Here is a 13,431-nt window from a genome sequence, read left to right as displayed (position 1 = left end):
ACCTTACTGATTATACCCAATTCAGCACCCTACAAGCAATGTCGGAGGCCAAACAGCAAAACTTTTTTTGCTATATCATTCAGATTTCATCAGCAGGCTATCTAAATATATCTATGCAGCAGCACCTGGTTTTATTCGAAAAATCTTACTTCAATGCCCCCGTACCTGCTCCAGCATCACACGTACCTGCTGCTCAATCCAGTGCGGCAAGAGTGGATGCGGCAGCAGCGTGCAGCCGGTATAAGCATACTTCAATCCCTGGAGCTGCCCGGGAAGCACAACCTTGGTGAAATAGCCCTCACTCAAAAAGAGCGGGGCTACCAGCACCTCGTAGCCTTGCTCTATCCAATATTCTGCCCGCTCCCGTACCGTCCCGACGCTCAGCAGGCCGTAATCCGCCGCCGCTACGCCGCTGACAGCGCGCAACCGCTCTGCCAGGGAGGAGATGCCCGCTTCCCAGCGCTGCCGGAAGCCGTCATGCTTGCTGCCGTGGCCGACGAGCAGGATCATCTCCCGCTCGGGGGTGACCGACAGCCCGCGCAGCTTGTCCCATAGCATAACGGCTATGTCCGGATCATCATCGACCGGATAGCCGAAATGAACATTAGCCCGCACAGAGAACGGCTCAAGATCGGTTTCGCGCTCCGGCGCAGGCTTTGCGCCAATTGCATATGCTATTTCATCGATATGCGTACTGCCTGATGAAACAAACAAGGGGACCACAATAAGTTCTGTGACCCCTGCATGTTCAAGCTCATCTATTCCGTCCTGAATCAGGCGGCCTTCTACCAGCTCCAGAAAAGACACTGCCACCGGCAGCGCCTCCTCCAGCGATAAATGGTTCACTGCTTCATCGACAATCTTAACCCAGGCTGTATCCCGGGAGCCGTGACTGATGATAAGAACGCCCGGTTTCATGATATTAGCGCCCCAGACGTTCAAGCGTCATTTTGTAGCCGTCGTTGCCATAGTTCAGGCAGCGCTTCACGCGGGAAATCGTTGCCGTACTTGCCCCGGTCTCCGCTTCGATCTGATTGTATGTAGAGCCTTTGCCCAGCATGCGTGCTACCTCAAGACGCTGTGACAGCGACTGAATCTCGTTTACGGTGCACAGATCATCGAAGAAGACATAGCATTCTTCCATATTTTTAAGTGTTAAAATGGCTTCGAATAGTTGGTCTATACTTTTATCGTTTAGCTTCTTTAGCTGCATCGTAGATCATCCCCTAAAAGTTTGGTCAGCATCATCTTCACGGATTAAGCATCATCCAAAACTGGCTTTAAAGCATTAAAGCTGTAAAATCAACAAGACTATCTTGCCTTTACTATATTGCACTGGAGCAGTTTTTTCAAGCATTAACGATTTCACGCTGTAAAGAACGAAAATGATGGACATTTGTCCACCCCAGGCGTACATCTTATATTCAATTTGGATTATACTCTATTTGTATCTGATAGGATTTACCGCCTTAACTATAGTACTACATTACCTCTGAAAAGCAAGCATGGACACGGTTTTTTCACTTCCGCCGCTTCTTTCTGGGCACCTGCCCTTTTCCGCTCTTATCCCGGTTAACCGGGCGTTTGTCTATACCTTATGTTCGCCCATGACATACAGTATAGCAAACCAATAACAAAGGAATGTGATGTTATGCCTCATCATTACTATAATCATTCCCGCCGGGACGGCCGCTCACTGGCCGGTTCATATGCCCCTTCCGGCTATCCCGGCATCGGTTCCTACGTCCAGCCGCCGCCTCCAATTGAAAGCGGCATGCTGCCCGCACTCGGGGCAGGGCCTGTAGATACAGCACTCGCCGTACCGGCTGCCGCAGCTGAAGTGGCACCCAAAGCAGGGGGGCTGCTGGGCGGACTCGGCAATCTCGGCAATCTCGCGAACCTGGCTAATCTGGAGCAGATCAAGGGAATCGTAGACCGGATGGGCGGAATCGACGGGATTGTCAGCTCCATGGGTAAAGTGCAGAAGGTGGTTGAAGGCTTTCAGCAGATGGCGCCGATGGTGAAGCTGGTTATGGGTACTTTCGGTAAAAAGAAAGGCTCAGGCTCCTTAGCCGCCGAAGAGGACGCCGCCATGTATCAGCCGAAACGCAAAAAAAGACGCCCTTCCAAGCAGCGCCGCAAATCCCCGGCCAAACCAAAAAACCGCAAGAAGTCCTCTCCATCCTCTGCTAAACGCCGCCGCTCTTAGCGGTGGCGTTTAGCTTTTTCCCGTTTGCCCTATTTAAACCATCCGCTCCGCCGGAACCAGAGGAACATGCTTCCTCCAAGCGCCAGCATCACCAGCAAAATGACCGGGTACCCGTACGTCCAGTCCAGCTCCGGCATGACCCGGAAGTTCATCCCGTAGATGCCGGCAATCAGCGTCAGCGGCATGAATACGGTCGTAATCACCGTCAGCGTCTTCATAATCGAATTCATCCGGTTGGAGTTGAGCGAGATGTAGCTGTCGCGCAGATCGGCGGTCATTTCGCGGTCGACCTCAATCATATCGGTCAGCTTCAGCAGATGGTCGTGGATATCGCCAAAGTAGACACGCTCCTCCCCGTTACTCTGCACATGCTGCGAGTTGACGATCCGGTACATCAGGTCACGCATCGGCACAATTGTCCGCCGCAGCTTCAGCAGCCGTCCGCGCACCCGGAAGACCTGGCTCATCAGCTCTTCAACGGACTCTTTTTCACCCATGCCCTCCAGATCCGCCAGCTCGTCCTCCAGATTGTACAGGCTCGGGAAATACCGGTCGACCAGCTTGTCCATCACCGTATAGGCTGCAGCCACCGGACCGCCCGACCAGCCCTTGCGGCTGTCAATTTCCGCCTGCACCAGCGCCCAGGCCTCATCCATTTCCGGCTTCTGCTGGTGGTGATAAGAAACGAGAAAGCTAGGACTCAGAAACAGATCTACCTCTTCCGCCTCCAGCGTCTGCTCATTCAGCGCATGCAGCACAAAAAACTGCACATCCTCATAATAATCCAGCTTGGGCCGCTGCAGTGTGTGCATGCAATCCTCAATCGCCAGGGGATGAAAGTGAAAATAGCTGTCCAGCAGCCGTGTCTCTTCCGCCGTCGGTGCGTTAAAATCCGCCCAGATCCAGGCATAATCAGCCAAAACAATACTCTGGAGCGGCAGGCCCGTCAGCACCTCCCCCTGCCAGGTCACCGCGAGTGTACGTATCATGAATGAGACCTCCGTTTACTCTGCCTCCAAGTGCCGCAGCGTTCTAATGCTACTATTGTACAGCATGGGACGGCCTCCGCCCAAATTACAGATTAAAGCAGACTTCTTCGCATAAAAAATAACCCTCAGCCCGCTGTTCAGCGGTTCCGAGGGGGCAGCTAGTTGGATTTTCGCCACTTCATTTAAGCATTTCCCGGCATATTAGACTATTAGTTGGAAAAATGACACCTATTTCGGGCCAATTAGCGATCTCGGGTCGATTTCAGCGGAAATAAGTGACGTTTATCCAATTAGTGTCCCGCTCGCAGGCTTCAACGTGAAATTAGATATCAAATTTCCACTTAGTCCGTTGGATGAGCCTACCAATCGCTCTCAAACAGCTATGTTACATAAAACAGTTGCCTAACAAGCCTGCTTCTTTACATCCCCGCCAATCACAGCACACATCATCCGTCCCTTACCGCCCCAGCCCCTCCAGCAGCTCCAAATGCAGTACCTGCAGGAACTTCTTGATATTGACCTTCACCTTGCCGGAGTCCCGGCGCAGCTCGATCTCCTTCATCTTCAGGCGTACCTCCTCGAAGTCAAAATAGAGCGGCGCATAATGCTCGAACTTTGGATTGCCGTAATCGGTCAGGCCGATCGAAGCGAGGTTCGTCAGTCCGGCAGACAGGGCGCGGCGCAGCCGCTGCTCGATCGCCTTCACTTCCTTGGCGGCTTCCGCCGGCGAGGCTTTATAGGTGGCTGCGGCCATCTCGTACAGCTCTTTGAGCGGCGGAAGCGTGCGGTTATCCTCTCTGGCTGCTACAAGCTCCATCATCAGGATGATGTCTCGGCTGCCGCCCTCGGAGATCATACCCATGTTCATCAGAATGGGCTGGATGATCTCCTTCACGGTCCTCTTGCTCGCTGCCGCCTGCACCAGGCCGAATTGCAGCCCCTCCAGCTTGCCGAGGCTCGATTTGATCTCATCCAGGTAGCGGTTGATGGCATAACGTTCGTTCACTTTATGCAGCACGGATTCGACCTCGATTTTGTTAATCGGCTTGCGGATGAAGAACTCAATGCCGCTGCGGTAGGCACGGCCAACCATATCCCCGTTCTCGATCTGCGAGATCATCACGAATTTGGAGCGGCAGCCTTGAGCCTGCAGGGAATCGATTGTCTCAATGCCGTCCTGGTCCGGCATCAGCAGATCCATCAGCACAATATCCGGCCGCTCCTCCAGAATCAGGCGCACGCCGTCCTGCCCGCCTTCCGCTGTGCCGGTCACTTCTCCAAGCCCGCTGTCCTCGATAATATGCTGCAGCATTCGTCTGGCCGTTGCATCGTCATCCACAATACAAAAAGATAATGGCATCCCCTACTCCTCCTTCCGCAGCCCTTTTGTCGGTATTTTAATCTGAAATCTGGCCCCGCCTAATGCCGAGACCGGCTCAACAGTGATATGCCCGGCAAACAGATTAACAATATCCTGCACATGCGACAGCCCGATTCCCGTAGCAGCCACGCCCTCCTGATCGAACTTGGTCGTAAAGCCCGGCTCGAACAGCAGCCCGCGGTCACGTTCCTTAATCCCGCCGCCGCTGTCAGCCACAGTAAAGATGGTAAATTCCCCATCCTCATGCACATCCAGGGTGATGCTGCCTTTATCTTGTATTACTTCAACCGCATTAGCTGTAAGATTGCCAAGCAAAGTCAACAGGGGAGTATAGCTGGCGGTGGTATAGTCGGAGGTCATATTCAGCGTGAGCTGAACCTGTTTATTAAGCATTTCTGCGTACTTTGCATTGCTCTTCATTGTAAATTTCATGATGACGGACAGCGGCAGATCACCGGTCACCTCACGGTCGCCCAGCTTCACCAGACCCGCCAGAATGCGCTGTGAATCCTTCTTCACTTCATGGATCTCCTGGGTAATGTCGAGCACCTGGCGGCTGTAAGGCTGCAATGCTTCCTCTGCTTTGAGGCTGCGGTACAGATCGTAGCTGTTTAACGTAACACGCTCCAGGGTACCGATTGATTTTTCCAGATAAAAGACTTCACCATACAGCCCAGAGCTGAAGCTCAGCATCTGCTCCATCCGCCGGTTCTGCTCGCGCTGCGTAATCCGCAGCTGGCTGACGGAGATACTGCTGTACACACCGGTCGTAAAATACGTGCGGATCACGGCGATCGCCATCAGAAACGTCCATTCATTCAGCCGGAAGGAGGCCGAGTCCAGCACAATCAGCCGGGTAAGCAGCTCCATCTCGTTCGACAAAAGGTCAATCACCGCTGTAACGCCGCCCAGCACGAGCGGGTGGAAGTAATCGATCCGGCTTTTGATCAGACTCATCAGCAGGGCGAAGACTATATAGTAGATCATTGCCGAGAAATGGCTCGACAGACTCTCGGCCAGAGAAGCACCGCTGCTTCCTACCGCATCCATCCCCGTACGGAACAGCAGCACTACAACTCCGGTGACAACCCCTGTAACGATATACGGCAGACGCCTCATTAAAAGCAAAAACAGCAGAAACGCGCTGCTGCCCATTGCAATCCGGAAAACATCGCCGTCAAACGGATTGATTTTGAATTCTCCGGCTATCGCTGTACTAAAAGCTGCCATGAATATCTGTAATACTTTGTTTTTGAGTATAATTTGTCCCATAAACACGGCTCCTGCTTATGATGTTGTCAACTATACTACCATAACCTTGATTTCTTTTATATGACGGATACGTTTTTTTACGGAAAATTATGCTGTTTTATGCTCCAGTCGTTTGGAAATCAGCGAGAGCAGATAATTTACTGCAAAGTACATCAGGGCGACCATCATCAGAATAGGGATCGTATAGCTCTCCTTCTGGCCCATGACGATCTTCGCATTATGCATCAGCTCCGGCAGTGCGACAATCGTTGCCAGCGACGTATCCTTGAGCAGCGAGATAAACTGGCTGACCAGCGGCGGCACCATATGCCGCAGTCCCTGCGGAAGCACGATATGCCACAGGGTCTGAAAGCTGCTAAGACCGGAGGATCGCGCGGCTTCAATCTGCCCTTTATCCACAGCAGCCAGGCCCCCGCGCACAATCTCGGCAATCATCGCTGCTTCGAACACCGTCAGGGCAGCAATCGCGGCAGAGATGAGCCCCATTTTGATCCCGACCTCCGGCAGCGCAAAACGCACGAAGAAAATAATCAGCAGCAGCGGCAGGTTACGGATCAGCTCAACCAGAAAGAACATCACTGGCGAGAGCACCGGAACCTCCGCGTAGCGGATCACACCTACCACAACACCAATAACAAAGCTTAGAATAATCGACACAAAAGCCACAATTAATGTGATATACAAGCCGTCCAGCAAAAAACCTAAATTAGCGGCCGAAAATGCACCGGCAAAATCCATACTATCCCTCCTCAGGCACTTTCGTTCTAATACTTACGCTGTAATCTGCGCTCCCATACCCGTACACCATAGCTCAGCGGCACAGTCAGCACCAGATAGAATACCGCTACAAAAATGTAGGTATCGAACGTACGGTACGTCTCCGTAGAAATGCTGTCGGCAAAATACATCAGGTCGAACCCGGCAACGATCGTCAGCACGGACGAGTTCTTAATCAGGTTAATGAACTGGTTGCCGAGCGGCGGAATAACCAGCTTGATCGCCTGCGGCAGAATCACATCCGTCATCGTCTGGATGTAGCTCAGACCGGACGAACGTGCCGCCTCCATTTGCCCTTTAGGGACAGCCATAATTCCGGCACGGATGGCTTCGGCAATGAAGGCCGAGGTATATACAGCGAGACCAATCGTCCCGGCCGTGAAGCCGTCGAGCGTAAAGCCGAGTGCCGAGGGACCATAATAAAAAATGTACACTACGAGCAGCAGCGGAATATTGCGAACAAATTCTACATAGCCTGTTCCGAACCAGCGCAGCCCTCTGACCGTGGTGATACGGAAGACGGCGATAATGGCACCGAGCACAAAGCTGCCGATTAGCGCAAGTACGCTGGACAGCACAGTGCCCCAGAAGCCCTCCAGATACAGGCTGAAATAATCCGTTAATATTGAAAAATCCATCACGCTCACCTACCCTTGACTGCAAAATAATGACTAGCGCTTAACTGTTCGTTTCCCTCCCGTTCCCCCTTTTACAAGAAGAAACGGCAGAGCCGTCCTTATGCAGGCCGGGTACCGTTTCACTGATTCATATAGGGCAAGAACGCTGTCAGACTTATTTCGCCGGCGCTTTACCGATCCATTTGGTATAAATGGCATCGTATTCTCCGTTTGCCTTTAGTTCAGCCAGTGTATCATTAATGGCCTGAACAACATCGGTGTTGCCTTTTTGTACAGCAATGCCGTATGGTTCATCGGTGAACGGCTCGCCTACAACCTCGTAGCCTTCATCCTGGGCAGCCATCCCGTACAGGATCGCATCGTCCGTTGTCAGGGCATCACCTTGGCCTGCTTTCAGGGCGGCGAAGGCATCCTGATAGTTATCGAATTCCAGTACAGTTACGCCTGGTACCTTTTCTTTGATGTTCTTGATTGAAGTAGCCCCTTTGGAGCCAAGGATCTTCGTATCCTTCGTTACACTTTCAAGTCCGGTTATCGGGCTGCCCTTCTTCACGAGCAGAGACTGGCCGGCCTGGAAGTATACATCGGAGAAATCGACTTCCTTCTTTCGTTCTTCAGTGATAGTCATGGTAGCAACAACCATATCAATTTCACCGTTATTCAGCATTGGAATGCGTGTCTTGGAGGTTACTTCCTTCAGCTCGATTGCATTTTCATCACCCAGGAGATGCTTGGCAATTGCCTTGGAGATGTCAATATCAAAACCCTCTACGTCGCCGGAAGCAGGGTCCTTCAGACCAAACAGCCGGGTATCGTATTTCACGCCGACCAGCAGCTTGCCGCGCTCCTTGATTTTGGCGATGGCAGCGGAATCCGTAGTTTCTCCGGCAGCATTGCCGCCCCCAGCAGCTGTGTTTCCGGCGTTGTTGTTATTGCCGCAGCCGGCAATTACGAATAATGCAGCAACCAGCAGCAGACTCACCCATTTGATACTCTTAATCTTGATCATTTCTCTTCCTCCCCGTAATCTGTATATTGGATTAATGACTTAACACCCTGCTGAGAAACGTCCGTGTCCGCTCTTCCCTCGGATTGGCAAAGAATTCCGCCGGTGCCGCTTCCTCCACAATCTGCCCCTGATCCATAAAAATGACCCGGTCAGCCACCTCTTTGGCAAAGCCCATCTCATGTGTCACAACCACCATCGTCATTCCTTCACGGGCCAGGTTACGCATAACATCAAGCACTTCACCGACCATCTCCGGGTCAAGCGCTGAGGTCGGCTCGTCGAACAGCATGATCTTCGGCTTCATCGCCAGGCCCCGGGCTATTGCAACGCGCTGCTGCTGGCCGCCGGACAGCTGGGACGGATACGAGTTTGCTTTATCAGCGATACCGACCTTCTCCAGATAATACATCGCGGTCTTTTCCGCCTCTGCCTTAGGCAGCCCCAGCACCTTGACCGGCGCCAGCGTAATGTTGTCGATCACCTTTTTGTGCGGGTACAGATTGAAATGCTGGAACACCATTCCAATCTCCTTGCGCAGCTTGTTGATGTCTGTCTTTCGTTCATTTACCGTTATTCCGTCAACAGTCAGTCCGCCGCTGGTTATCGTCTCCAGCCGGTTGATGCAGCGCAGCATCGTGCTTTTACCGGACCCGGAAGGGCCAACTACTACAACCACTTCCCCTTCCCTGACATGCAGGTCAATATTTTTCAGCACATGAAAATGCCCGTAATGCTTCTCTACCTGATGAAAATCAATCAACGACAGTCCTCCTTTGCAAGCTTCTATTGTAATCAGTTGATGCAAGCCGCTCTTTGTCAGCTATGGTAACACTTAGAACACACCTTACTGCCCAGACTACCCGATCCTACAAAATCCTACGATTGACTGTAAAATTTCATGTCATTTTCTTTTCTAAAAGTGAGATATTTCATTTTCTTTTAGCCCCAATTAATATTTTTCATCAATTTTATGTGAATTTTTGTGACCTTTTCTCTTGTAAAGCAAGTAGAAACGGCTTTGCCGTCCTTCAAAGAAGGCGGCAACCGTTTCTGCGAGAAATATAAGGAGTATTGATTGCGTAGAACATATAAATTCTTATATTTCAAAAAAGACACCTTCCGGTGTCTGCGGCCTAATCCCATATGTACGCAAATCTGCACAACAAAAAAAGATGTCAGCAGCCGGCATTGGCCTCCATGACATCTTCGATACCGTTCTATTCTAGAAGAAAAGCTTGCAGATTACTCCAGCCAGCACTGCGCTGATCGGAATGGTGATGAACCAGGTTACGATAATCCGTCCGGCTACTCCCCATTTGACGGCAGAGAAACGCTTGGCCGAACCTACCCCGAGAATCGCTGAGGTAATGGCATGCGTGGAGCTGACCGGCAGATGCAGCAGTGTAGCAGTGAAAATGACGGATGCGGCCGACATATCTGCAGCAAAGCCGTTAATCGGCTCAATTTTGAAAATCTTCGTACCCATTGTCTTGATGATCTTCCAGCCGCCGATTGAGGTCCCGAGGGCCATGGACGTTGCAGCGGCAATTTTAACCCACAGCGGAACTTCCATTGTCTCCAGACGTCCCGAGGTGACCAGTGCAAAGGTAATAATCCCCATCGCCTTCTGGGCATCATTGGTACCGTGTGTAAAGGATTGCAGTGCAGCTGTAATCACCTGCATCGAGCGGAAGCCTTTGTTGACGGTATGCGGACTGCGCTTGGCAAATACCCATTTAAGAATCGTCATTACAATATAACCAATCACAAATGCGATCAGCGGGGAGAAAATAAGCCCCTCTACAATCTCAATGAAGCCTTCCCACTTAATGTGGTCAGAGCCTGCTCCAACATACACCGCACCGGCCAAAGCACCGATCAGGGCATGTGAAGAGGAAGAAGGAATCCCAAGCCACCAGGTAATCAGGTTCCAGATAATAGCCGCAATCAGGGTCGCAGCTACTATATTGATCCCGTTATCCAGCAGGGTCGGATCGGTAATACTGCCGCCGATTTTTTTCGCTACCCCAGTAAACATCAGCGCCCCGACAAAGTTCATGAGTGCTGCAAGGATGATAGCGGTACGCGGTTTAAGCGCACGGGTCGAGACGGAAGTTGCGATTGCGTTCGCTGTATCATGGAAGCCGTTGATAAAATCAAAGGCCAGTGCAAGAAAAATTACAAAACCCAGCATGAATAATGATGTTTCCATATCTTAGAACCCCTTATGAGTTGCGCATGATGATCGATTCCAGCATGTTGGCTACGTCTTCGCATTTATCCGTAGTCGTCTCCAACCGCTCATAGAGCTCTTTGCGCTTGATCAGCTCGATAGGGTCCTTGACCGTTTCAAAAAGATGTTTGGTACAAATACGCAGCACTTCATCGCCCTGGTTCTCCAGATCATTCAGGCGGATCGTATATTCACGGATCGCAAGAAGTTTTTTCTGGGACAGCAGGTGAACCGCTTTTTGAATCTCATAGGCAGACTGGCGGAGAATTTCGGCAAATTGCGTGATATATTCATCAGCATCCAGCAGGTTGTACATATAGAAACGTGAAGCAGAAGCCTCCAGGCCATCCATTACATCGTCCATGCTGGTGATCAAATCCATGATGTCGTCACGCTCAAGCGGAGTGATGAACGTCTTGTTCAGCTCCTTGATGACAGTGTGCGTGTAAGTATCGCACTGGGATTCGTATTTCTTCATCACTGCAGCAAAAGTGTCGATATTTTCCCGGAGATTGCCGATATTCTGAGCGAAGTAGTCAGCTGACTGAACGATTGTATCCGCCATATTTTCCAGTGTCTCAAAGAAAATATCCTTCTTTTTCAACTTCATTCCTTTAAACCCCTTTACATAATATTGCCGTGAGAGTCTGGAAAGCCATTCAAAATGTAAGCAGCATGAAAATGAATGACAACCCTTGTTATCTTATCATATCCGTACTGGGGATAGAAGAAAAAAGTCGAATTTTTTTACGCTATTTTAACAATTTCCAGCAACTTAGAAAACAATTCTCTGAATCGACATTTTTCGTTCGTATCAGCTTGGACTTGGTGCGGCAGCATATTCCACATGGCTGGAAAAAGACGGGCTGTTCGGCACGATCAGAACATGGGTGATTCCCGGATACATCAGCGCTTCGGTTCCGTCGTTTTTCACAAAACGGATGATATCTCCCGGCTTGCGCGCCCATTTGCCTGTAAGGACTGTACCTCGCTGGAACAGCAGCGCCTCCCCGCCCAGCTCGACATCAATCTGCAGCCGTCCGACATCATCCAACACCTTATGGTCTGCCCCAATTACCATCACATTAGCCGCTTCTACCGGATTATTATTGTTCAGGTCAAGATGGGGCTTGCCGTTAACTGAGCGGACGAAGGTCCGGCGCTCACTATTATATTGATAACCAACTGTATAGCTCTGCAGCAGATAGTTGATCTTCAGCTCTGCGGCCGCCGCTCCCTCCGTCGGCAGGTAGTCCGGATCGGTGAACATATAGGAGGGCACCTCTATAGTACCCGAGTAGCCCAGCTTCTCAGCCCCTTCCTGCAGTTTGGCCGAATTACTGTACAGATTGTGCGGCGCTTTACGCTCCTTGTCCCGCCAGAAATAGGCGCCGCCATTTCCGATCTCGTCCATATCGGCTTTCTTCTGCCGCTGGAGAATGGCATACGCCGCGGGACTGCCTCCGGCATGCACCGTCACTGCGCCGTAGCTTTCGCCAAGATCGATCAGATACGGTCGGATGCTGCGGACCGGACCGATTTTGACAATGCCGGTGTGGCTTTGGAATATTCCGATCAGCCGCGTAATCCCGCCCTCCGCCAGCACCTCATACAGCACATCCGCTTCGCTGATCCCGGACTGCGGCCGGGCGGCAGGCGCGTTGTTGATCATGACCGCCAGCGGCCGCGGCAGACTCCCCTCCTGCACAGGCAGCCCGGTTAATCCGGACAGCTGCTGCACAGGAGGAGCCGTGGTCGGCGAAGGTTCGGGCAGTGCACTCGGCTGCGGAGCTGCTGTTGCCACTGCTGTCGGAGACGCCTCCGGCGCCGTGCTTCCGCCTCCGCAGGCAGTCAGCAGCAGTGAAGCAACCATAAGCCCGGCCAGCAGCCGGGAAGAATTGAGGTTTAGCGTCATCTCTTATCGTTCCTCCTAAGGTTTGAGCTGTATTTCTCCAAATGCTATATGGGAATCTCTCGGGGAATACGGGTGGAGATTTATGGAACCGTTTCCTCTATTTAAACATAGTCTGTCCCCCTTGTCTTGAAGGAGACCACAAAAAAAGGATACAGCCTTTATATCGGCAGTATCCTTAGCTTATTGTATTAATGTCAATCGACCATCCAGCAGTTCAGGCTTAAAGTTCCGTACTGATAGGCTTGAATCATCAGCTGCGCCTGCCTGCCGGCATCGGCTGTCCCCATAATGTAGAATAACGGCACGAAATGCTCCTTGCCATAGGATGGAACGGCTGCCCGCACATGCGGCGCCTTCTTCTCATAGGCGAACAGCGAAGGCAGATCCCAATGCTGCATCCTCTCGGCCAGCCAGGCATCGAACTCGAGTGCCCACGGCTCAGGCTGGTCATCCTGCTTCAGCATCCGCAGATTATGGACGAGTCCCCCGCTGCCCAGCAGCAGAATACCTTCCTCACGCAGCGGAGCCAGCATCTGTCCGATCCTATACTGCTCCTTGGGCGAACGCAGGGAGTCGACCGATAAGGCCACGACCGGAATATCTGCCTGCGGGAACATTTTGCTGAGAATAACCCATACACCATGGTCCAGCCCCCGGCCCAGCACCGGCTGGTGCGGTAGATTCCCTTTACTGAACAGCTCGGAAATCCGGCTGCTGAGTGCCGGATCACCCGGAGCCGGATAGGCTAGCGAGTACATCTCTTCCGGAAATCCGTAGAAATCATGCTGCGCTTCATGCTGTGCATCTACCGTAATCAGTTGCTCGGGACTGTCCCAATGTGCAGAGAAAACAACAATGCCCCGCGGCTTCTCCAAATCCTGGCCAAGGCGCTCCAGAAAACGGGTATATTCGTTATCCTCAAGTGCCAGGAGCGGTGAACCGTGTGCGATGAAAAATGCCGGTAATTTCATAGGAGCCTACCTCCATAACCCAGTATATGGTCTGCCC

14 protein-coding genes are annotated in these 13,431 nt (G+C 51.7%); 1 reads left to right on the top strand and 13 read right to left on the bottom strand.

All coding sequences use genetic code 11. The features are described from left to right. Positions 1-150: 150 nt before the first annotated feature. Positions 151-921, bottom strand: coding sequence for a CbiX/SirB N-terminal domain-containing protein (locus NST84_RS03165; RefSeq protein WP_342566337.1), 771 nt, complete (start codon positions 919-921; stop codon positions 151-153). Position 922: 1 nt separating this feature from the next. Continuing rightward, positions 923-1,213 carry a YerC/YecD family TrpR-related protein gene (locus tag NST84_RS03160; RefSeq protein WP_039869680.1) on the bottom strand — a complete coding sequence of 97 codons (291 nt, stop codon included), beginning with the start codon at positions 1,211-1,213 and terminating at the stop codon, positions 923-925. Positions 1,214-1,651: 438 nt separating this feature from the next. Between NST84_RS03160 and NST84_RS03155 the strand changes: the two genes are divergently transcribed. After that, entirely contained in the window at positions 1,652-2,209 is a 558-nt protein-coding gene (locus tag NST84_RS03155) for a tyrosine protein kinase (RefSeq protein ID WP_342564211.1), read from the top strand. Between the two features lie 29 nt (positions 2,210-2,238). On the opposite strand, the gene corA is transcribed toward NST84_RS03155, so the two are convergent. The 11 genes from corA to NST84_RS03100 form a co-directional block, all read right to left on the bottom strand. Next, a complete protein-coding gene (gene corA, locus NST84_RS03150) occupies positions 2,239-3,198 on the bottom strand; it encodes a magnesium/cobalt transporter CorA (protein ID WP_342564210.1) in 960 nt (319 codons plus the stop codon). A gap of 457 nt (positions 3,199-3,655) precedes the next feature. Next, positions 3,656-4,558: a response regulator gene (locus NST84_RS03145; protein WP_342564209.1), complete on the bottom strand. Its 903-nt coding sequence runs from the start codon at positions 4,556-4,558 to the stop codon at positions 3,656-3,658. A 3-nt stretch (positions 4,559-4,561) separates the two neighbouring features. Continuing rightward, positions 4,562-5,809 (bottom strand): sensor histidine kinase, encoded by a 1,248-nt coding sequence (locus NST84_RS03140; RefSeq protein WP_342564208.1) that lies wholly within the window; start codon positions 5,807-5,809, stop codon positions 4,562-4,564. Between the two features lie 129 nt (positions 5,810-5,938). Next, positions 5,939-6,589, bottom strand: coding sequence for an amino acid ABC transporter permease (locus NST84_RS03135; RefSeq protein ID WP_342564207.1), 651 nt, complete (start codon positions 6,587-6,589; stop codon positions 5,939-5,941). 26 nt (positions 6,590-6,615) lie between these two features. Continuing rightward, positions 6,616-7,269, bottom strand: a complete 654-nt coding sequence (locus NST84_RS03130; protein ID WP_342564206.1) for an amino acid ABC transporter permease — start codon at positions 7,267-7,269, stop codon at positions 6,616-6,618. Between the two features lie 151 nt (positions 7,270-7,420). Continuing rightward, complete coding sequence (locus NST84_RS03125; RefSeq protein ID WP_342564205.1) at positions 7,421-8,275, bottom strand: glutamate ABC transporter substrate-binding protein; 855 nt, start codon at positions 8,273-8,275, stop codon at positions 7,421-7,423. A gap of 31 nt (positions 8,276-8,306) precedes the next feature. Continuing rightward, the gene (locus tag NST84_RS03120; RefSeq protein ID WP_342564204.1) at positions 8,307-9,035 is read right to left on the bottom strand and encodes an amino acid ABC transporter ATP-binding protein; all 729 of its coding nucleotides are present in this window, start codon (positions 9,033-9,035) and stop codon (positions 8,307-8,309) included. Positions 9,036-9,497: 462 nt separating this feature from the next. Beyond that, a complete protein-coding gene (locus NST84_RS03115; protein WP_342564203.1) occupies positions 9,498-10,487 on the bottom strand; it encodes an inorganic phosphate transporter in 990 nt (329 codons plus the stop codon). A gap of 13 nt (positions 10,488-10,500) precedes the next feature. After that, positions 10,501-11,118: a DUF47 family protein gene (locus NST84_RS03110; protein ID WP_342564202.1), complete on the bottom strand. Its 618-nt coding sequence runs from the start codon at positions 11,116-11,118 to the stop codon at positions 10,501-10,503. Positions 11,119-11,322: 204 nt separating this feature from the next. Continuing rightward, positions 11,323-12,423, bottom strand: coding sequence for a DUF3048 domain-containing protein (locus NST84_RS03105; RefSeq protein WP_342564201.1), 1,101 nt, complete (start codon positions 12,421-12,423; stop codon positions 11,323-11,325). Between the two features lie 194 nt (positions 12,424-12,617). After that, positions 12,618-13,394, bottom strand: a complete 777-nt coding sequence (locus NST84_RS03100) for a class III extradiol ring-cleavage dioxygenase (protein WP_342564200.1) — start codon at positions 13,392-13,394, stop codon at positions 12,618-12,620. Positions 13,395-13,431: the final 37 nt, after the last annotated feature.

This window comes from Paenibacillus sp. FSL R7-0345, assembly GCF_038595055.1.
GTDB lineage: Bacteria > Bacillota > Bacilli > Paenibacillales > Paenibacillaceae > Paenibacillus_AQ.
This window is presented reverse-complemented; position numbering and strand designations above follow the sequence as displayed.